The following is a 21,910-nucleotide window of genomic DNA, read 5'->3' on the forward strand; positions in this document are numbered from 1 at the left end:
CGCCGCCCGGTCCGTTTCGCCGACGCGGTCACCACCATCGAGGCCCAGGGCATCGAGTCCCTCCTCGAACTCGGCCCCGACGCGGTCCTGTCCGCCATGGCGGCCGGTGTCACCGAGTCGGTCACCACCGTCCCGGCTCTCCGCAAGGGCCGGCCGGAGCCGGAGCAGCTCATCACCGCCCTCGGCGGGCTGTTCACCAGGGGCGTCCCGGTCGACTGGACCTCGTACTACGAAAACTCGGGCGCCCGCCGCGTCGACCTGCCGACCTACGCCTTCCAGCACGAGCGCTACTGGCTCATGCCGACCACCGGCGTCGGTGACGTCTCCTCAGCCGGTCTGACGGCCGCCGGCCACCCGCTGCTCGGTGCCGCCGTCGAGCTCGCCGACGGCGAGGGCCTGATCCTCACCGGGCGGCTCTCCCTGCAGACCCACCCCTGGCTCGCCGACCACGCCATCCTCGACACGGTGCTGCTGCCCGGTACCGCGTTCGTCGAGCTGGCCACCCAGGCCGGCGACCGCGTCGGCTGCGACACCATCGAGGAGCTCACCCTCGCCGCCCCGCTGGTCCTGCCCGAGCGCGGCGCCGTCCAGCTCCAGCTGACCGTCGGCGGACCGGACGCGTCCGGCCGGCGCGCCATCGCCGTCCACTCCCGCCCCGACGGCGAGGACCAGCCCTGGACCCAGCACGCCACCGGCAGCCTCGTGAACGCCGGCGCCCCCGCCCCCGCGGGTCTGCTCGTGTGGCCGCCGGCCGGTGCGACCGAGGTCGACGTCGCGGGCGCCTACGAGCGGCTCACCGAGCAGGGCCACGGATACGGTCCCTCCTTCCAGGGCCTGCGCCGCGCCTGGCGCACGCCCGGCGGCGAGATCTACGCCGAGGTCGCCCTGCCCGACGAGCAGCGCACCGACGCCGCGCAGTTCGCCCTGCACCCGGCGCTCCTCGACGCGGCCCTGCACCCGCTCCTGCGCGGTGTGGTCGACGACGACCGCCAGGGCGGTCTGCCGTTCTCCTGGTCCGGTCTCACCGTCCACGGCGCCGGCGCCTCCGTGCTGCGCGTGCGGCTCACCCTGACCGGCGCGGACACGCTGCGGCTGGTCGCCTCGGACGGTACGGGCGCACCGGTCGTCACCGTCGAGTCCCTGCTGTCCCGGGCCATCTCCGCCGACGCGCTGCGCAATGCCGGGAACACCGGCAACGACTCCCTCTTCCACGTCGAGTGGACCCGCGTGCCCACCGCCGCGGCCGTGCCGGCGACCGACACCTGGTCGGTGCTCGGCGACGCCGGGTTCCCGGGCCTCACCGGCCTTGGGACTCCGGTCGGATGGGCCGCGTTCGAGGACGGGACCGCCGAGGTTCCCGCCGTCCTCCTCGCGCCCGTCACCCGGCCCGAGGTGTCCGACCCGGCGGCCGCCCTGCGCGCCGCGACGCTGGGCGCCCTGGAGCTCGTACAGAAGTGGCTGGCCGACGAGCGGTACGAGGACTCCCGGCTCGTCGTGCTGACCGACGGTGCCGTATCGCTCGATGCCGAGCAGCCGGGCGACGTGGCCCTGGCCGGCGTGCGGGGTCTGCTGCGGACCGCGCAGAACGAGAACCCCGGGCGCTTCGTCCTCCTCGACCTCGACCCCGAGGCCCCCGCGGACTCGCTGGCCGGGACGATCGCCGCCGCCCTCGCCACCGGCGAGCCCGAGCTGGCCCTGCGCGACGGCGCCGCGTTCGCCCCGCGCCTCGCCCGCCTCGTCGCACCGGCCCCCGCGGCCGACGACGCGCGGCCCGCCTTCGGCCCCGAGGGCACCGTGCTGATCACCGGTGCCACCGGCGACCTGGGCACCCTGCTCTCCCGCCACCTCGTCACCGAGCACGGCGTACGGAACCTGCTGCTCGTCAGCCGGCGCGGCGGCCAGGCCCCGGGCGCCGCCGAACTGGAAACCGAACTGACCGGGCTCGGCGCGCACGTCACCTTCGCCGCCTGCGACGTCGCGGACCGCGACGCGCTCGCCGCGCTGCTCGCCGCCATCCCCGCGGACCGGCCGCTGAAGGGCGTCGTCCACACGGCGGGCGTCCTCGACGACGGCATCGCCGCGACCCTGACGACGCAGCAGCTCGACCGCGTGCTGCGGCCCAAGGTCGACGCCGCGTGGAACCTCCACGAGCTCACCAAGGACCTGGACCTCACGGCCTTCGTCCTCTACTCCTCCTCCGCCGCGACCTTCGGCGGCCCCGGCCAGGCCAACTACTCGGCCGCCAACGCCTTCCTGGACGAGCTCGCCCGCCACCGCCGCGCCATCGGACTCCCCGCGACCGCCCTCGCTTGGGGCCTGTGGGCGCAGACCGGCGGCATCACCGACAGCCTGTCGCAGAACGACGTCGACCGGATCGCCCGCGCCGGCATGCTGCCGCTGGCCGAGGCCGACGGCATGGAGCTCTTCGACACGGTCGTCGGCTCCGGGCTCGCCTGGGCCCTGCCCACCCGCCTGGAACTGTCCGTCCTGCGTTCCCTGGGCGACGGACTGCCCGCGCTGCTGCGCGGTCTCGTACGGGTCGCCCCCCGGCGCAAGGCCGCCGCGGCCGGCACCGACAGCACCGCCGCGGGCGCGCTGGTCCAGCAGCTCGCCGGGCTCAGCGACGCCGAGAGCGAGCGGGTCCTCGTGGACTTCGTACGCGGCCACGTCGCCGCCGTCCTCGGCCACAGCGACCACGCCGCCATCGGCCAGGACCGCGCCTTCAAGGAGCTCGGCTTCGACTCCCTCACGGCGGTCGAGCTGCGCAACGAGCTCAACGGCGCCACCGGTCTGCGGCTCCCCGCGGCCCTCATCTTCGACTACCCGACCCCGGCGGACATCGCCCGCTTCCTGCACGGCGAACTCGCCGGCACCGCGGCCACCCCCGCCGCCGCCCCGCGGGCGACGACGGTCGTGGACGACGACCCGATCGCCATCGTCGGCATGGCCTGCCGCCTGCCCGGCGGCGTCGCGTCGCCCGAGGACCTGTGGCGCGTCGTCACGGAGGAGATCGACGCCATCGGCGGCTTCCCCACCGACCGCGGCTGGGACGTCGACGGCATCTACGACCCCGACCCGGAGGCGAAGGGCAAGAGCTACGCCCGCGAGGGCGGCTTCGTCGACGGCGTCGACCGCTTCGACCCCGCCCTGTTCGGCATCTCGCCGCGCGAGGCGCTGGGCATGGACCCGCAGCAGCGGATGCTGCTGGAGACTGTCTGGGAGAGCATCGAGCGCGCCGGCATCGACCCGGTGTCGCTGCGCGGCAGCCAGACCGGCGTGTTCGTCGGCGTCAGCGGCCAGGACCACGGCAGCCTCCTCGCCCAGGTCCCCTCCTTCGAGGGCCAGCTGCTGACCGGCAGCGCCAACAGCATCGCCTCCGGCCGCATCTCCTACCACCTGGGCCTGACCGGCCCGGCGATCACCCTCGACACCGCCTGCTCCTCCTCCCTGGTCTCGCTGCACCTCGCGGCGCAGGCCCTGCGCTCCGGCGAATGCGACCTGGCGCTGGCGGGTGGCGCGCTCCTCATGTCCACGCCCACGCTGTTCGTGGAGTTCAGCCGCCAGCGCGGCCTGGCGCCCGACGGCCGCTGCAAGGCCTTCTCGGCCGACGCGGACGGCACCGGCTGGGCCGAGGGCGTCGGCGTGCTGCTGGTCGAGCGCCTCTCGGACGCGCGCCGCAACGGCCACAAGGTGCTGGCCGTCGTACGCGGTACGGCGGTGAACCAGGACGGCGCGTCCAACGGCCTCATGGCCCCCAACGGCCCCTCCCAGCAGCGGGTCATCCGCCAGGCCCTGGCCGGAGCCGGCCTCTCCGCGGCGGACGTCGACGTGGTGGAGGCGCACGGTACGGGTACCCGGCTGGGCGACCCGATCGAGGCGGAGGCGCTCCTCGCGACCTACGGTCAGGAGCGCCCGGAGGGCCAGCCCCTGCTGCTCGGGTCGATCAAGTCGAACATCGGGCACACGCAGCACGCGGCCGGTGCGGCCGGAATCATCAAGATGGTCCTGGCCATGCAGCACGGTGTGGTGCCGAAGACCCTGCACGTGGGCGAGCCCTCCCCCATGATCGACTGGTCGGCGGGCGAGGTGGAGCTCGTCACGCAGGCCCGGGACTGGCCGGAGACCGGCCGTCCGCGCCGCTCGGCGGTCTCCTCGTTCGGCGTGAGCGGGACGAACGCGCACGTGGTGCTGGAGCAGGCTCCGGAGGTCGAGGAGCCGGCGGCCGAGGGCGTTGCTCCGGCTGTGGTTCCGTTCGTGGTGAGCGGCCGTACGGCTGGTGCGCTGAAGGGGCAGGTCGAGCGGCTGCGGGAGTTCGTGGCCGGTACGGATGCCCGTCCGGTGGACGTGGGCTCCTCGCTGGTGGCTTCCCGTTCGGTGTTCGAGCACCGGGCTGTCGTCATCGGTGACGAGGTCGTCGAGGGTGTGGCCGGGTCGGGTCGGCTCGGTGTGGTGTTCACGGGTCAGGGCGCTCAGCGGGCCGGTATGGGCCGCGAGCTGTACGAGGCCTTCCCCGCCTTCGCCAGCACCTTCGACCAGGTCCTCTCGTACCTGGACGACTCGCTCCGTGAAGTGATCTTCTCGGGTGAGGGTCTGGACGAGACGGGCAACACCCAGCCTGCCCTCTTCGCCCTGGAGGTTGCTCTCTACCGCCTGGTCGAGTCGTGGGGTGTGAAGCCGGAGGTTCTGGCCGGTCACTCCATCGGTGAGATCGCCGCCGCGCATGTCGCCGGTGTCCTGTCCCTTGAGGACGCTGCCGCTCTCGTTTCGGCGCGTGGCCGTCTGATGCAGGCGCTGCCCGCCGGTGGTGCGATGGTGGCCGTCCAGGCGTCGGAGGAGCAGGTTCTCCCGCTGCTCGCCGGCCGGGAGGAGACTGTCGGTATCGCAGCGGTCAACGGTCCGACGTCCGTGGTCCTGGCGGGTGTTGAGGCCGAGGTCCTGGAGATCGCCGGTTCTCTCGGCGTGAAGTTCAAGCAGCTCGCGGTCAGCCACGCGTTCCACTCGCCGCTGATGGAGCCGATGCTCGACGACTTCCGTCAGGTCGTTGCAGGTCTGACCTTCAACGCCCCGCAGATTCCGATCGTTTCCACGGTCACCGGCCAGGAGGCCTCTGCGGAGGAGCTGACGTCGGTCGACTACTGGGTCAGCCACGTCCGCCGCCCCGTCCGCTTCGCCGAGGCGGTCAGCACCATCGAGGCGCAGGGCATCGAGTCCCTCCTCGAACTCGGCCCCGACGGCGTCCTGACCGCCATGGCGGCGAACGTCACCGAGTCGGTCACCACGGTTCCGGCTCTCCGCAAGGGCCGGCCGGAGCCGGAGCAGCTCATCGCCGCCCTCGGCGGGCTGTTCACCAGGGGTGTCCCGGTCGACTGGACCTCGTATTACGAAGGCTCTGGCGCCCGTCGCGTCGACCTGCCGACCTACGCCTTCCACCACGACTCCTACTGGCTGCTGCCCCCGGCCGCCACGGGTGACGTCACCTCCGCCGGGCTCGACGAGGCCGGGCACCCGCTGCTCGGGGCCGCCGTCGAACTCGCCCACGGCGAGGGCGCGGTGCTCACCGGCCGGCTGTCGCTCCAGTCGCACCCGTGGCTGGCCGACCACGCGGTCTTCGGGACCGTCCTGCTCCCCGGCACCGCCTTCGTGGAGCTGGCCGTCCGCGCCGGTGACCAGGTCGGCTGTGACGCCGTGGAGGAGCTCACGCTCGCCGCACCGCTGGTGCTGCCCGAGCGCGGCGGCGTGCAGCTGCAGATCACCGTTGCCGGAGCCGACGCGTCCGGCCGCCGCGAGCTGGGGATCTTCTCCCGGCCCGACGGTGAGGACCAGCCCTGGATCCAGCACGCCAACGGCATCCTCGCCACCGGCACGGTGTCCGCGCCCACCGCCCCCCTCTCCGCCGCCTGGCCGCCCGCCGGCGCGCAGGAGATCGACCTGGCCGACGTGTACGGCCGCCTGGTCGACCAGGGCTACGGCTACGGGCCCGCCTTCCAGGGCCTGGGCCGCGCCTGGCGGTCCTCCGACGGCGAACTGTTCGCCGAGATCGCGCTGCCGGACGCGCAGCGCGCGGACGCCGGCCGGTTCACCCTGCACCCCGCCCTCCTCGACGCCTCCCTGCACGTCCTGCTGCCGGGTGTCGCGGACGCCGACGGGAAGCCGGGCCTGCCGTTCTCCTGGTCCGGTGTCGCCGTCCACACCACGGGTGCCACCGCGCTGCGGGTGCGGCTGACCCGTACGACCGCGGAGACCGGGCTGGACCAGGTGTCCCTCGCGATCACCGATCCGGTGGGCACGCCCGTCGCCACCGTCGGGGCGCTGCTCTCCCGTGAGGTCTCCGCCGACATGCTGCGCAGCGCCGGTGTCACGCACCACGAGTCGCTGTTCCGGGTCGAGTGGACGGCGGTCCCGGGCGGAGCCGCCGCCACGGAGACCGACCTGAGCGCCTGGGCGGTGCTCGGCGACGACACCCTCGGCCTCGGCGCGGGCCTGGCCCCCGCCGGCGCCCTGCGCGGCCACGCCGACCTGCCCGCCCTGCGGGCCGCCGTGGACGCGGGGGAGCAGGCCCCGGCCGTCGTCCTCCTCCCGCTGGCCGCCGCGGCGGACGGCATCGACGCCGCCGACCTCGGCGGGATCGCCCGCGCCACCACCCACCGGGCACTGGAACTGGCCCAGGCGTGGATCGCGGACCGGCGCTTCGAGTCCTCCCGGCTCGTCCTGGTCACCCGCGACGCCGTCGCCGCGGACGCCGAGACCGGCCTGGAGGCCCTCGAACTCTCCGGTGCCTGGGGGCTGTTCCGCTCCGCGAGCACCGAGAACCCCGACCGGTTCGCGCAGATCGACCTGGACGGCACCGACGGGTCCCGGCAGCTCATCCCGGCCGCTCTCGCGACCGGCGAGCACGAGCTCGTGATCCGCGACGGTGAAGCCCGCGCCCCGCGGCTCGCCAAGGTGGAGATCGCCCCCGCCGCGCAGCCCGCCCCCTGGGACTCCGAGGGGACGGTGCTCGTGACGGGCGCCACCGGCGGACTCGGCGTACTGCTGGCCCGCCACCTGGTGGCCGAGCAGGGCGTCCGGCACCTGCTGCTGGTGAGCCGGCGCGGCGCACAGGCGCCGGGCGCGGCCGAGCTCGAGGCCGAACTGACCGGCCTCGGCGCGCACGTCACGTTCGCGGCGTGCGACGTGGTCGACCGGTCGGCGGTGGCGCAGCTGCTGGCCGGGGTGCCGGCCGAGCACCCGCTGACCGCGGTGGTGCACACCGCCGGTGTCCTGGACGACAGCATCATCGTGTCGATGACGGGCGACCAGCTGGACGCGGTCCTCCAGCCCAAGATCGACGCGGCGTGGAACCTCCACGAGCTGACGGCCGACCTGGACCTGAGCGCCTTCATCCTCTACTCCTCCGTCTCGGGCATCCTCGGCCCGCCCGGACAGGCCAACTACGCGGCCGGCAACTCCTTCCTCAACGCGCTCGCCCAGCGCCGCCGTTCGGCCGGGCTGCCCGCCACCTCACTCGCCTGGGGCCTGTGGGACCACGGCATGATCGGCCACCTCGACGAGGCCGACCGCAAGCGCGTCGCCAAGGGCGGGGTGACCCCCATGTCCGAGGCCGAGGGCATGGCACTGTTCGACGCGGCCGTCGCGGAGGACCGCAACCTGCTGGCCCCGGTCCGCTTCGACACCGCCGCCCTGCGGGCCCTCGGCGAGAACCTGCCGCCGCTGCTGCGCGGTCTCGTACGGGTGGCACCGCGCCGGGCCGCCGCCGCGGCCCCGGGCGCCGCGGGCACGGAGGGCCCGGCCCCGCTCGCCCAGCGGCTCGGCGCCCTCACCGGTGCCGAACGCGAGCAGGCGCTGGTGGACCTCGTACGGGGTGAGGTCGCGGCCGTCCTCGGACACTCCGGGCACGAAGCGGTCGACCAGAACCGCGCGTTCAACGAGCTCGGCTTCGACTCCCTGTCTGCCGTCGAACTCCGCAACCGGCTCAACGCCGTCAGCGGCCTTCGACTGCCCGCCACGCTCGTCTTCGACTACCCGACGCCGGCGGCCGTCGCCGGCTACCTCCTCGAGGAGATCCCGGTGGTCGGAGCCTCCCCGGTGGGCTCGCTCGCCGAGGAGATCGACCGCCTGGAGGCCAGCATGTCGGCCGCCACGGGCGACACCACCGAGTACGAGGCCGCCGCGGAGCGACTGGAGAAGCTCCTGCTCCGCCTCCGCGAATCCTCGGGGGCCGACGCGAAGCCCGGCGCGTTCTCCGAGGACGACATCCACGGCGCGTCCGTGGACGAGCTGCTCGACCTGATCGACGAAGAATTCGACCTCGCGTGAGGTCACGGAATATTCGGAACCTTCGATTTATCCGCCCCTCGCGGCAGAGGAAGTGACACGGTGCAGACCGAAAAGAACCAGCAGGAAAAAGTAGTCGACTACCTGAAGAAGGTCACCGCAGACCTCCGGCGGGCCCGCCAGCGGGTCCAGGAGCTGGAGACCCGCGGCGAAGAGCCCCTCGCCATCGTCGGCATGGCCTGCCGCTACCCGGGCGGCGTGAGCTCGCCCGCGGACCTGTGGCGGCTCGTCGCCGACGGCACGGACGCCATCAGCACCTTCCCCACCGGCCGCGGCTGGGACGAGGACCTCTACGACCCGGACCCCGACCGCATCGGCAAGAGCTACACCCGCGAGGGCGGCTTCCTGCACGACGCCGACAAGTTCGACGCGGGCTTCTTCGGGATCTCCCCGCGCGAGGCGCTGGGCATGGACCCGCAGCAGCGCCTGCTGCTGGAGACCACCTGGGAGACCTTCGAGCAGGCCGGCATCGACCCGGCGTCGGTCCGCGGCACGGACATCGGCGTCTACGCCGGGGTCATGTACTACGACTACGCCCCGCCGGTGCGCGACATCCCGCAGGACCTGGAAGGCATCCTGATGACGGGCAACGCCGGCAGCGTCATCTCCGGCCGCCTCGCCTACTCCTTCGGCCTGACCGGCCCCACGGTCACCGTGGACACGGCCTGTTCCTCCTCGCTGGTCGCCCTGCACCTCGCCGGACAGGCCCTGCGCAACCGCGAGTGCTCGATGGCGCTCGCGGGCGGTGTGGCCGTCATGCACACCCCCAGCACCTTCGTGGAGTTCAGCCGCCAGCGCGGTCTCGCCGCCGACGGCCGCTCGAAGTCCTTCTCGGCCGACGCGGACGGCGTCGGCTGGGGCGAGGGCGTCGGCATGCTGCTGATCGAGCGCCTCTCCGACGCGCAGCGCAACGGCCACAAGGTCCTGGCCGTCGTGCGGGGCACCGCGGTGAACCAGGACGGCGCCTCGAACGGCCTGACGGCCCCGAACGGCCCCTCGCAGCGCCGCGTCATCCGCCAGGCCCTGGACAACGCCCGCCTGTCGCCCGCCGACGTGGACGCGGTCGAGGCGCACGGCACGGGCACCCGGCTCGGCGACCCGATCGAGGCGGACGCGCTGCTGGCCACGTACGGCCGCCAGCGGCACGGCCAGGAGCCGCTGTGGCTGGGCTCGCTGAAGTCCAACATCGGGCACACGCAGGCGGCGGCCGGTGTCGGCGGTGTCATCAAGATGGTCGAGGCCATGCGCCACGGCGTCCTCCCGAAGTCCCTGCACGCGGGGGAGCCCTCCCCGGAGGTCGACTGGTCGGCGGGCCAGGTGGAACTGCTGGCCGAGGCCCGTGAGTGGCCCGAGACGGGCCGTCCGCGCCGCTCGGCGGTGTCCTCGTTCGGCGTGAGCGGGACGAACGCGCACGTGGTGCTGGAGCAGGCTCCGGTGGCCGAGGAGCCGGTGGCCGAGGGAGTCGCCCCGGCTGTGGTCCCGTTCGTGGTCAGTGGCCGTACGGCCGGTGCGCTGAAGGGCCAGATCGAGCGCCTGCGGGAGTTCGCGGAGGGTTCCGACGCCCGGCCGGCGGACATCGGCTGGTCCCTCGCCGCCGGACGCGCGGTCTTCGACCACCGGGCGGTTCTGGTGGGCGACGAGGTGGTGGAGGGCGTCGCCGGGTCGGGTCGACTCGGTGTGCTGTTCACCGGGCAGGGCGCTCAGCGGGCCGGTATGGGGCGTGAGCTGTATGAGGCGTTCCCGGCTTTCGCCGCGGCCTTTGACGAGGTGCTTTCGCACCTGGACGGCTCGCTTCGTGAGGTGATCTTCTCCGGTGAGGGTCTGGACGAGACGGGCAACACGCAGCCCGCTCTGTTCGCACTGGAGGTTGCTCTCTACCGTCTGGTCGCCTCGTGGGGTGTGAAGCCGGAGGTTCTGGCCGGTCACTCCATCGGTGAGATCGCCGCCGCACATGTGGCGGGTGTCCTGTCCCTTGAGGATGCTGCCGCTCTCGTCTCGGCGCGTGGTCGTCTGATGCAGGCGCTGCCTTCCGGTGGTGCGATGGTCGCCGTCCAGGCGTCGGAGGAGCAGGTCCTTCCGCTGCTCGCCGGTCGGGAGGAGACCGTCGGCGTCGCTGCGGTCAATGGTCCGGCGTCCGTGGTTCTGGCGGGTGTTGAGGCCGAGGTCCTGGAGATCGCCGGTTCGCTGGGTGTGAAGTTCAAGCAGCTGACGGTCAGCCACGCGTTCCACTCGCCGCTGATGGAGCCGATGCTGGAGGACTTCCGCCAGGTCGTTGCCGGGCTGACCTTCAACGCCCCGCAGATCCCGATCATCTCGACGGTCACCGGCCGACTGGCCACCGCGGAGGAGCTGACCTCGGTCGACTACTGGGTCAGCCACGTCCGCCGCCCGGTCCGCTTCGCCGACGCCATCGAGGCGGTCGAGGCACGCGGTGTCGAGTCCCTCCTCGAACTCGGCCCCGACGCGGTCCTGTCCGCCATGGCCGCCGAGGTCGAAGGCCTCACGACCTCGCCGGCCCTGCGCAAGGGCCGCCCCGAGCCCGAGCAGCTCGTCGCCTCCCTCGCCCGGCTGTTCACCCAGGGCGTCCCCGTCGACTGGACCTCGTACTACGCGGGCTCCGGCGCCCAGCGCGTCGACCTGCCGACCTACGCCTTCCAGCACGAGCGCTACTGGCTCATCACCGAGCCCGGTACCGCCCAGGCTCCCGCATTCGGTCACCCGCTGCTCCGCTCGGCCGTCCAACTCGCCGACGGGGAGGGCCTGCTCCTCACCGGCCGGGTCTCGCGCGCCGCCCACGCCTGGCTCGCCGACCACACCGTGCTCGGCACCGCGACCCTGTCCGGCGCCGGCTTCGCCGAGCTGGCCGTCCAGGCCGGTGACGGCGTCGGCTGCGGCACCGTCGAGCAGTTCACCCTCTCCGCCCCGCTGGTCCTGCCCGAACAGGGCGCCGTACAGCTCCAGTTGATCGTCGCCGCCCCGGACGCCTCCGGCCGCCGCGAGCTGGGGATCTTCTCCCGGCCCGACGGGGAGGAGCAGCCCTGGACCCAGCACGCCACCGGCATCCTGGCCGCCACCGGCGGCTCCGCTCCGGCACCCGTCACCGCCTGGCCGCCGGCCGGCGCGACGGAGGTCGACGTCGAGGACGCCTACGGGCGGCTCGCGGCACGCGGGCACGGCTACGGACCCGCCTTCCAGGGCCTGCGCCGCGCATGGACCTCGGACGGCGAGCTGTTCGCCGAGGTCGACCTCGCCGACGAGCAGCACGCGGAGGCGGCCGAGTTCGCCCTGCACCCCGCCCTGCTCGACGCGGCCCTGCACGCCGCCGTCCTCACCGGGACCGGCGTCCCGCAGGGCGGCGAAGCCGACTCGGCGATCACCCCCCTGACCTGGTCCGGGATCAGCGTCCAGGCCACCGGCGCGACCTCGCTCCGGGTCCGGATCACCCCGCGGGGCGACGGCTCCCTCACCCTGGGCGCGGCCGACGCGGAGGGCGCCCCCGTGGCCTCCGTCAAGGCCCTGACCTGGCAGGCCGTACGCCCCGAGGAGCTGCGCCGCGCCACCGCCACCGAGGGCGGCCCGGACGGGCTCTTCCAGCTGGACTGGCTGCCGGTCGCCGACGTCCGCTCCACCGAGCCGGTCGAGGCCCCGGTGCTGCGCACCGCCCGGGACCTGGCGGACCTCGACACCGTTCCCGCCGTGGCGGTGGCCGCCCTGGAGGCCACCGACGACGTCCGCACGGCCGCGGCGTCCGCGCTGGAGCTGATCCAGGGCTGGCTGGCCGACGAGCGGTTCACCGACTCCCGGCTCGTCGTCCTGACCGGCGGAGCGGTCGCCACCGACAACCGCTCCCGGCCCGCCGACCCGGCATCGGCCGCCGTCTGGGGCCTGCTCCGGTCGGCGCAGAGCGAGAACCCCGGCCGGCTCACGCTCGTCGACACCGACGAGCCCGAGACCCCGGCGGCGGCCGCGTCCGCCGCCGGAGCGGCCGTCGCCACGGACGAGCCCCAGCTCGCGCTCCGCGAGGGCATCGCCCACGCCCCGCGCCTGGTGCGGACCCGGACCGACGCAACCCCGAACCCCGCAGGAGCCTTCGGCGGCCCCGAGGGCACCGTCCTCATCACCGGCGGAACGGGCGCCCTCGGCGGCCTGCTCGCCCGCCACCTGGTGACCACGTACGAGGTCCGGCACCTGCTGCTGACCAGCCGGCGCGGCCTCGCCGCACCCGGTGCCCAGGAGCTGGCCGACGAACTGACCGGCCTCGGCGCGGAGGTGACCGTCGCCGCCTGCGACGCCGCCGACCGCGAGGCACTCGCCGCCCTGCTGGCTGGTGTGCCAGCTGTGCACCCGCTGACGGCGGTCGTCCACACCGCCGGTGTCACGGACGACGGTGTCGTGGCGTCGCTCGACGCCGAGCGGTTCGACCGGGTCCTGCGTCCCAAGGCCGACGCGGCCCGCAACCTCGACGAGCTGACGCGCGGCCTCGACCTGTCGGCCTTCGTCCTGTACTCCTCCGTCTCCGGGGTGCTCGGCGGCGCCGGCCAGGCCAACTACGCCGCGGCCAACGCCTACCTCGACGCCCTCGCCGCACAGCGCCGGGCCGCGGGACTGCCCGCACTTTCCCTCGCCTGGGGCGCGTGGGGCGGCGGCGGCATGGCCGGCGAGCTGAGCGAGGCGGACCTGACCCGACTGCGCCGCACCGGCATCGTGCCCCTCACCGCCGAGCACGGCCTGGCCCTCCTGGACGCCGCCGTACAGCACGGGAACCGCACCGGTCGAGCGGTCCTCGTACCGGCCCCGCTCGACACCGCGGTCCTCGGCCGTCAGACGGACACCCTGCACCCCGTCCTGCGGGCCCTCGTACCGGCCGCGAACCGGCGCAGCGCGTCCAACGGCGCCGGGGAGCAGGGACAGTCCCTCTCCCAGCGCCTGGCCGCACTGCCCGCCGAGGCCCAGATCGGCGAACTCACCGCACTGGTCCGGACCCAGGTCGCCCGCGTCCTCGGCCACAGCGGCCCGGACAGCGTCGACCCGGAGCGCGCCTTCAAGGAGCTCGGCTTCGACTCGCTGACCTCCATCGACCTGCGCAACCGTCTCAACGGAGCGACCGGCCTGCGCCTGCCGGCCGCCCTCGTCTTCGACCACCCGACGCCGGGAGCGGTCGCCGGGTTCCTCCGCGCCGAACTGCTCCCGCAGCTCGGCGGCGCGGCCGACGACACCGAGGACCCGCAGGAGCGGGAGCTGCGCGAGCTGCTCACCACGATCCCGATCGACCGCGTCCGCCGGGCGGGACTGCTCGACCTGCTGCTCGGTCTCGCGGGCTCCGACACGGACGCCACGGGCGGCCAGGGTGCCGCGGCGGCGGAAGGCGGGGCCGGCAATGGCGGCGCCATCGATGCCATCGACGACATGGACGCGGAAACCCTGCTGCTGCTGGCGGGTGGCGGCTCGGCCGCCTGACGACAACCCGCCCCTACGCACCAGAGAGAGCGTCATGACCAACCTGAACGAACAACTCGTCACCGCGCTGCGGTCCTCACTCAAGGACGTGGAGCGACTCAAGCAGCAGAACCAGCAGCTGATGGCGGCAACCCACGAACCCATCGCCATCGTCGGCATGGCCTGCCGCTTCCCCGGCGGCGTCGGCTCGCCCGAGGACCTCTGGCGCCTGGTGTCCGACGGCGTCGACGCGGTCGGCCCCTTCCCGGAAGGCCGCGGCTGGCCCGAGGACCTGTACGACCCGGACCCGGCCAACTCCGGTACGACGTATGCCAACGAGGGCGGCTTCCTCTACGACGCCGACCGCTTCGACCCGGGCTTCTTCCGGATCTCCCCGCGCGAGGCGCTCGCCATGGACCCCCAGCAGCGGCTGCTGCTGGAGGTCGCCTGGGAGACCATCGAACGCGCCGGCATCGCCCCTGAAAGCCTGCGGGGCAGCAAGACCGGAGTGTTCGTCGGCGGCAACGGCCAGGACTACCCCCTGCTCCTGACCGACCCGCCCAAGGAGATCGAGGGCCTGCTCATCACGGGCAACGCGGCCAGCGTCGCCTCCGGCCGGATCTCCTACACGCTGGGCCTGACCGGCCCGGCGGTCACCCTCGACACGGCGTGCTCCTCCTCGCTCGTGGCCCTGCACCTGGCCGTGCAGGCGCTGCGCGCCGGCGAGTGCTCCATGGCGCTCGCCGCCGGTGTCACGATCATGTCCACCCCCTCCGGCTACATCGAGTTCAGCCGCCAGCGCGGCCTGGCCCCGGACAGCCGCTCCAAGGCCTTCTCGGCGGACGCGGACGGCGTCGGCTGGGGTGAGGGCGTCGGCATGCTGCTCGTCGAGCGCCTCTCGGACGCGCAGCGCAACGGGCACAAGGTCCTGGCGGTCGTGCGGGGCACCGCGGTGAACCAGGACGGCGCCTCGAACGGCCTGACGGCCCCGAACGGCCCCTCGCAGCGCCGCGTCATCCGCCAGGCCCTGGAGAACGCCCGCCTGACGGCCGCGGACGTGGACGCGGTCGAGGCCCACGGCACGGGCACCCCGCTGGGCGACCCCATCGAGGCGGACGCGCTCCTCGCCACCTACGGCCAGGAGCGCCCGGAGGGCCGGCCGCTGTGGCTGGGCTCGGTGAAGTCGAACATCGGCCACACGCAGGCGGCAGCCGGCGTCGCGGGCATCATCAAGATGGTCGAGGCCATGCGCCACGTCGCCCTGCCCCGGACCCTCCACGTCACGGAGCCGACGCCCGAGGTGGACTGGTCCAAGGGCGGCGTGGAACTGCTGACCGAGGCCAGGGCCTGGCCGGAGACGGGCCGGCCCCGGCGCGCCGGAGTCTCCGCCTTCGGGATCAGCGGGACCAACGCGCACGTGGTGCTGGAGCAGGCTCCGGAGGCCGAGGCGCCGGCGGCCGAGGGCGTCGCCCCGGCTGTGGTCCCGTTCGTGGTGAGCGGCCGTACGGGTCGCGCGCTGAAGGGCCAGGTGGAGCGGCTGCGGGAGTTCGTGGCCGGTTCGGATGCCCGTCCGGTGGACATCGGCGCGTCGCTGGTGGGGTCGCGGTCGCTGTTCGACCACCGGGCTGTGCTCGTCGGCGACGAGGTCGTCGAGGGTTTCGCCGGGTCGGGCCGTGTGGGTGTGCTGTTCACGGGTCAGGGTGCTCAGCGGGCCGGCATGGGCCGTGAGCTGTACGAGGCGTTCCCGGCCTTCGCGGCGGCCTTCGACGAGGTTCTGTCGCACCTGGACGGGTCTCTCCGGGAGGTGGTCTTCTCGGGTGAGGGTCTGGACGAGACGGGCAACACGCAGCCCGCTCTGTTCGCCCTTGAAGTGGCGCTGTTCCGCCTGGTCGAGTCGTGGGGTGTGAAGCCGGAGGTTCTGGCGGGCCACTCGATCGGTGAGATCGCCGCCGCACATGTGGCGGGTGTGCTGTCCCTGGAGGATGCTGCCGCTCTCGTCTCGGCGCGTGGTCGTCTGATGCAGGCGCTGCCTTCCGGTGGTGCGATGGTCGCCGTCCAGGCGTCGGAGGAGCAGGTGCTCCCGCTGCTCGCGGGCCGGGAGAAGACCGTCGGTATCGCCGCGGTCAATGGTCCGGCGTCCGTGGTTCTGGCGGGTGTTGAGGCCGAGGTCCTGGAGATCGCCGGTTCGCTGGGTGTGAAGTTCAAGCAGCTGACGGTCAGCCACGCGTTCCACTCGCCACTGATGGAGCCGATGCTGGAGGACTTCCGCAGGGTCGTCTCCGGGCTGACCTTCGACGCGCCCCAGATCCCGATCGTCTCCACGGTCACCGGCCAGGCGGCCACGACCGAGGAGCTGACCTCGGTCGACTACTGGGTCAACCACGTCCGCCGCCCGGTCCGTTTCGCCGACGCGGTCACCACCATCGAGGCCCAGGGCGTCGAATCCCTCCTCGAACTCGGCCCCGACGGCGTCCTGTCCGCCATGGCCGCCGACATCACCGAGACCCCGGCCGTCCCGGCCCTGCGCAAGGGTCGTCCCGAGCCGGAGCAGCTCGTCACCGCCCTCGGCGGGCTGTTCACCAGGGGCGTCCCGGTCGACTGGACCTCGTACTACGAAAACTCCGGCGCCCGCCGCGTCGACCTGCCGACCTACGCCTTCCAGCACGAGCGGTACTGGCCCGACGGCGCCTCCCTCGCCCGGTCCGCCGAGGCGCGCAGCGGACACGTGACGGCGGAGGCCACGCCCGTCGCTCCCGAAGGCCCGCTCGACATCGCCGAGTTGGTGCGCACGCAGGTGGCGGCGGTCCTCGGGCACTCCGACCGGGACGCGATCGACGACCGGCAGTCGTTCACCGACATGGGGATCAACTCGATCGCCGTCGTCGAGCTGCGCTCCCGGATCTGGGCCGCCTCCGGCATCGCACTGAATGCCGCCGACGTCTTCGACCACCCCACGGTCGCCGCGCTCACCGAGCACCTCAGCGCCACCCTCCCCGCCGCTCCCGCGACCCCCGCCGCCCCGGCGGACGGCCTGGTGGAGCGATTCCGTCAGGCGTGCCTGGCGGGCCGCGGGCCGGAGGGCATCCGGTTCCTCGCCGCCGCCTCCCGGCTGGTGGCCGAGGAGCCGGCGGGCGGCGCCGTGCGCCGGCCGGTCCGCTTCTCCCCGGCCGACAACGGAGAGGCGGGCGAGCTGGGCGAGCTGGGCGAGGCGGGCGGCCCCGTACTGATCTGCCTGCCCTCCTTCGTCGCCCCGGCCAGCCCGCTCCAGTACACCCGACTGGCCGCCGCCCTCGGCGACGGCTACACCGTCCGCGCGCTGTCCCTGCCCGGCTACGAGCACGGCGAGCGGCTGCCCGCCACCCTCGACGAGGCGGTCCGCGACCAGGTGGCGGCGGTGCGCGAAGCCGCCGGCGGCCGGCCGTTCGTCCTCGTCGGGTACTCCTCCGGCGGCTGGATCGCGCACGCCGTGTCGGAGGCCCTGGACGCCGACGGCGGGCAGCGGGCCGAGGGCATCGTCCTGCTCGACACGTATCTGCCGGGAGACGCCGAGACGGCGGAGCTCCAGACCTCGCTGTTCCAGCAGCTGGCCGCCCGGCCCGAGCTGGTCGCGATGGTGGACGACACGAAGCTGATGGCGATGGGCCGTTACCTGTCGCTGTTCGAACACTGGACGCCCGCGGTGGCGGCCACCGGGCCGACGCTCGTCGTGCGCGCCGCCGACTTCCTGCTGGAGCCCGGCGCCACCCCCTTCGGCAGCGCGCGCGCCGGATGGCCGCTGCCGCACACCGAGGTGGCCACGGCCGGCGACCACCTCACCGTCATCGAGGAATTCGCGGAACCGACGGCGAAGGCCGTCGACCACTGGCTGGCCGGGCTCGTATGAGCACGGCACTCGGAAAGGACCTTCCCTTGTCCATCGGAACGACCATCGAAGCAGGCGGAGTCGACCTGCTCAGCTGGAGCTTCGTGCAGGACCCCTACGCCACGTACGAGAAGCTCCGCGAGGAGGGCGCCGTACGCCGCCACGTGGTCAAGACCCTCGCCACCGAACTCCACGCGTGGGTCGTGACCGACTACGAGAACGGCCGTGCGCTGCTCGCCGATCCGCGCCTGTCCAAGGACGCGGTGAACCTGCCGGCCGTGGTGACGTCCCAGTCGGTGGACCCGGACTTCCAGGCCACCGAGCAGCCGCGCAGCATGCTGTTCAGCGACCCGCCGGAGCACACCCGGCTGCGCAAGCTGATCGGCAAGGCGTTCACCATGCGCCGCGTCCAGAAGATGCGGCCGTGGATCGAGCAGACCACCGACGCGCTGCTGGAACGGATCGTCCCCGGCGAGGAGTTCGACCTCGTCGACGACATCGCCCTCGCGCTGCCGATCTACGTCATCGGCAATCTGCTCGGCGTGCCCGAGGAGCGCTTCGAGGACTTCAAGACGTGGAGCGGCGCCCTCGCGAGCGTCGACATCTCCGCGGAGGAGAAGCAGAAGGCGCTCGGCCAGGCCTTCGCCTACCTGGGGCAGCTCGTCGCCGAGAAGCGGGCCAACCCCGGCGAGGACATGGTCTCCGCGCTGATCGAGGCCGACGACGACGGCGTGAAGCTCACCGACACCGAGCTGATGTCGACGATCTTCCTGGTGATGAACGCCGGCTACGAGACCACCGCCAACATGATCAGCAGCGGGGTCCTCGCCCTCCTCGAACACCCCGGGCAGGAGGCGCTCCTGCGCGCCGACCCGTCCCTGATCCCGGGCGCCGTCGAGGAGTTCCTCCGCTACGAGAGCCCCTTGAACCTCTCGACGATCCGCTACACCACGAGCCCCGTCGAGGTCGGCGACGTCACCATCCCCGAGGGCGAGATCGTCTTCATCGCGCTGATGTCGGGCAACCGCGACCCCGAGAAGTACGCGGACCCGAACCGGCTCGACGTGACCAGGCCGTCGGCCCATTCCCACCTGTCCTTCGGGCACGGCGTGCACCACTGCCTGGGCGCCCCGCTCGCTCGCCTCGAAGGCGAAATCATCTTCACCAAGCTTCTGGAGCGTTTCCCGGACTGGCGGCTGACCGTCGAACCGGCCGCTCTCGAATGGCGTTACACGGCTCAGTTCCGCGGCCTGGAGAAGCTCCCGGTCCGCATGGCCTGACCGGCCGAAATCCCGAAACACCACCAACGCACCACAGAAACGAAAGGCATCACCGCCATGGGCAAGGGCAAGGACATCGTCAACCGCTTCTTCGAGGCCGGCCTGCGGGACGACATCGAGGCCGCCGCCGACTGCTTCACCGAGGACGGCCGCTGGATCATGGCCGAGGGCGCCGAGCCGGGCACCACGTACACCCGTGAGGAGATCCCGGCCTTCCTCGACAAGATCATCGGCCTGCGCAAGGAATACGAGGCCAAGGGGATCACGCTGGAATACGGCGAGCTCCTCGAGGTCGAGGACCGCGTGATCCTCGAATTCACCGTCAACTCCCCGGACGGCAAGGTCCTCGACCGGGCCGTCGACCTCTTCACCATCCGCGACGGAAAGATCGCCGTGAAGGACGTCTTCCGCAAGGCGTAGCGGAACCAGTCACAGGAACACCCGGGCAGACGCAGGAAAGAAGAAACGCACTCATGACCGACGATCTCTGGATACGGAACTTCCACCCGGCCCCCGAGGCCCCGACCCGCCTCGTGTGCCTCCCGCACGCCGGCGGTTCGGCCAGCTTCTACTTCCCGGTGTCCCGGGCCCTTTCGCCGGACATCGAGGTGCTGGCCGTCCAGTACCCCGGCCGCCAGGACCGTCGGTCCGAGCCGGTCATCACCGAGGTCGGCGTCCTCGCCGACCACGTGGTGGAGCAGCTGGGCGAGGCCGGGGACGACGACCGCCCGCTGGCCCTGTTCGGGCACAGCATGGGCGCGCTGGTGGCCTTCGAGGTGGCGCGCAGGCTCCAGGCCCGCGCCGCCGCCCCGTCGGCGCTCATCGTCTCCGGCCGCCGCGCCCCGCACCTCCAGCGCGAGGCCAACGTCCACAAGCGGTCGGACGACGGCCTGGTGGCCGAGCTGAAGGCGCTCAGCGGCACCGACGCCGACCTCCTGGGCGACGAGGAGATCCTGCGGATGATCCTCCCGGCCATCCGCGGCGACTACCAGGCGGTCGAGACCTACCGCATCACCCCCGGGCCCGCCCTCACCTGCCCGGTCCTGGCCCTCGTCGGGGACAGCGACCCCCGGGTCGACATCGAAGGCGTCGGCGGCTGGGAGGAGCACACCGACGCCGAATTCGAGCGGAAGGTGCTGCCGGGCGGGCACTTCTACCTCGTCCACGAGCAGGAGGCCGTACTCTCCGCGATCCGCACGCGCGTCACCCCGCGCCCGGTCGCGGTCTGAGGGGAAGCCGCCATGCCGAACACCGCACGGAAGGCGGGCGGTTCGCTCCTCGCCATCAGCGATCTGCACATCCACTACGAAGAGAACCGGCGGATCCTCGACGAGCTGCGGCCCGAGACGGACGAGGACTGGCTGCTCGTCGCCGGTGACGTCGGCGAGATCGCCTCCGAGATCGAGGACGCCCTGCGCCTGCTCGCCGGCCGGTTCGCGAAGGTCGTCTGGGCGCCGGGCAACCACGAACTGTGGACGCCCCGCGAGGACCCCCTCCAGCTCCGCGGCGAGGAGCGCTACCGGCACCTCGTGGACATGTGCCGCTCCCTGGGCGTGGTCACGCCCGAGGATCCCTACCCGGTCTGGGAGGGCGAGGGCGGCCCGGTCACGGTCGCCCCGCTCTTCCTCCTGTACGACTACACCTTCCGCCCGCCGGGGGTGACCTCCAAGGAGGTCGCCCTCCGGCTGGCGGAGGAGGCGGGCGTCGTCTGCACCGACGAGTTCCTGCTCCACCCCGACCCCTACCCGAGCCGGGAGGCCTGGTGCCGGGCCCGGCTCGCCGTCACGGAGGCCCGGCTCGCCGCGCTCCCGGCCGGCACCCGGACCGTCCTGGTCAACCACTACCCGCTGATCCGCGAGCCCATGGACGTGCTCTGGCACCCCGAGTTCGCCCTCTGGTGCGGCACCGAGGCGACCGCCGACTGGCACCGCCGGTTCCACGCCGCGGCGATGGTCTACGGCCACCTGCACATCCGCCGGACCATCCACCGCGACGGGGTCCCCTTCGAGGAGGTCTCACTGGGCTACCCGCGCGAGTGGAACCGGCGCCCCGGCGGACCGGGCGGCCTCGTGCGCATCCTGCCCGGCCGCGGAAACACCCGAGGACGACAGGGGGAACCCGCGTGATCGAGGAACTGCTGCCCACCACGGCCTTCGCCGAGGAGTCCTTCGGCGACCTGCCGGAGTCCGTGCTGTACCCGCAGGAGAAGGCCCTCGTGGCCGCGAGCACCGACGAACGCAGGCGGGAGTTCGCGACGGTACGGGGCAACGCCCGCGCGGCGCTGGCCCGGCTCGGCATCCCGCCCGCCCCCATCCTCCCGGGCACCCGCGGAGCCCCCGGCTGGCCCGAGGGCATCGTCGGCAGCATGACCCACTGCGCCGGCTACCGGGCCGCGGCGGTGGCCCGCGCCACCGACCTCGCGGCGATCAGCGTGGACGCCGAGCCCAACCAGCCGATCGCCAACGCGGGGACGCGCGCGCTGGTCACGATCCCCGAGGAACGCCTCTGGCTGAACCGGCTGGGCCCGCTCCGCCCCGACGTGCACTGGGACCGCCTCGTCTTCAGCGCCAAGGAGAGCGTCTACAAGGCCTGGTACCCCATCACCGGCCGGTGGCTGGACTTCGACGAGGTGATGATCACCGTCGACGCGGAGGCCCGCACCTTCCACGCCCGCCTGCTGGTACCGGGCCCGACGGTCGACGGCACCCGCCTCACGGCCTTCAACGGCACCTGGCTGGCCCGCCGCGGGCTCCTGATCACCGCGATCGCCCTGCCCCGCGCCGCCCGGCCGACGGCTGCCGGGGCGTCCCGGCCGACCGCACACCGATGACTTCGACCGCAGTACGTACGAGGAGTACCCGTCATGACCATCACCGATGAGCTAGTCAGTAACGCAGTGAACACCCGTGGGCGCGTGGCCGAGCTGCACTCGCTGCGTGAGCAGGCGCGGCGCGGCCCGAGTGACCGTGCGACCGAGGCCCAGCATGCGAAGGGCAAG

The 21,910-nt window shown here is 73.2% G+C and carries 7 protein-coding genes and 1 pseudogene; all 8 read left to right on the plus strand.

Features of this window, described 5'->3' with window-relative positions:
• The coding region (locus ACGFYU_RS36855; RefSeq protein ID WP_393831672.1) for an SDR family NAD(P)-dependent oxidoreductase at nt 1–8,316 on the plus strand (8,316 nt) is incomplete at its 5' end.
• Nucleotides 8,317–8,430: 114 nt separating this feature from the next.
• Nucleotides 8,431–13,791 (plus strand): annotated as a pseudogene (locus ACGFYU_RS36860) (type I polyketide synthase); the annotation flags it as partial.
• A gap of 34 nt (nt 13,792–13,825) precedes the next feature.
• A complete protein-coding gene (locus tag ACGFYU_RS36865) occupies nt 13,826–17,653 on the plus strand; it encodes a type I polyketide synthase (protein ID WP_393831673.1) in 3,828 nt (1,275 codons plus the stop codon).
• 26 nt (nt 17,654–17,679) lie between these two features.
• On the plus strand, nt 17,680–18,912 hold the full coding sequence (locus ACGFYU_RS36870; RefSeq protein WP_393831674.1) for a cytochrome P450: 1,233 nt from the start codon (nt 17,680–17,682) through the stop codon (nt 18,910–18,912).
• Between the two features lie 57 nt (nt 18,913–18,969).
• The gene (locus ACGFYU_RS36875) at nt 18,970–19,332 is read left to right on the plus strand and encodes a nuclear transport factor 2 family protein (RefSeq protein WP_382636029.1); all 363 of its coding nucleotides are present in this window, start codon (nt 18,970–18,972) and stop codon (nt 19,330–19,332) included.
• Between the two features lie 53 nt (nt 19,333–19,385).
• A complete protein-coding gene (locus ACGFYU_RS36880; RefSeq protein ID WP_393831675.1) occupies nt 19,386–20,141 on the plus strand; it encodes a thioesterase II family protein in 756 nt (251 codons plus the stop codon).
• A 12-nt stretch (nt 20,142–20,153) separates the two neighbouring features.
• Nucleotides 20,154–21,038, plus strand: a complete 885-nt coding sequence (locus ACGFYU_RS36885) for a metallophosphoesterase family protein (protein WP_393831676.1) — start codon at nt 20,154–20,156, stop codon at nt 21,036–21,038.
• Entirely contained in the window at nt 21,035–21,742 is a 708-nt protein-coding gene (locus ACGFYU_RS36890; RefSeq protein ID WP_393831677.1) for a 4'-phosphopantetheinyl transferase, read from the plus strand. Before ACGFYU_RS36885 ends, ACGFYU_RS36890 begins: the two co-directional genes overlap by 4 nt.
• The last annotated feature ends 168 nt before the right edge of the window (nt 21,743–21,910 follow it).

The organism is Streptomyces sp. NPDC048337, assembly GCF_043201175.1.
GTDB lineage: Bacteria > Actinomycetota > Actinomycetes > Streptomycetales > Streptomycetaceae > Streptomyces.

Bases quoted from the DNA above. Each gene is read 5' to 3' on its own strand.
- ACGFYU_RS36880 (WP_393831675.1), top strand. From the start codon at position 19,386: ATGACCGACGATCTCTGGATACGGAACTTCCACCCGGCCCCCGAGGCC.
- ACGFYU_RS36865 (WP_393831673.1), top strand. From the start codon at position 13,826: ATGACCAACCTGAACGAACAACTCGTCACCGCGCTGCGGTCCTCACTC.
- ACGFYU_RS36885 (WP_393831676.1), top strand. From the start codon at position 20,154: ATGCCGAACACCGCACGGAAGGCGGGCGGTTCGCTCCTCGCCATCAGC.
- ACGFYU_RS36875 (WP_382636029.1), top strand. From the start codon at position 18,970: ATGGGCAAGGGCAAGGACATCGTCAACCGCTTCTTCGAGGCCGGCCTG.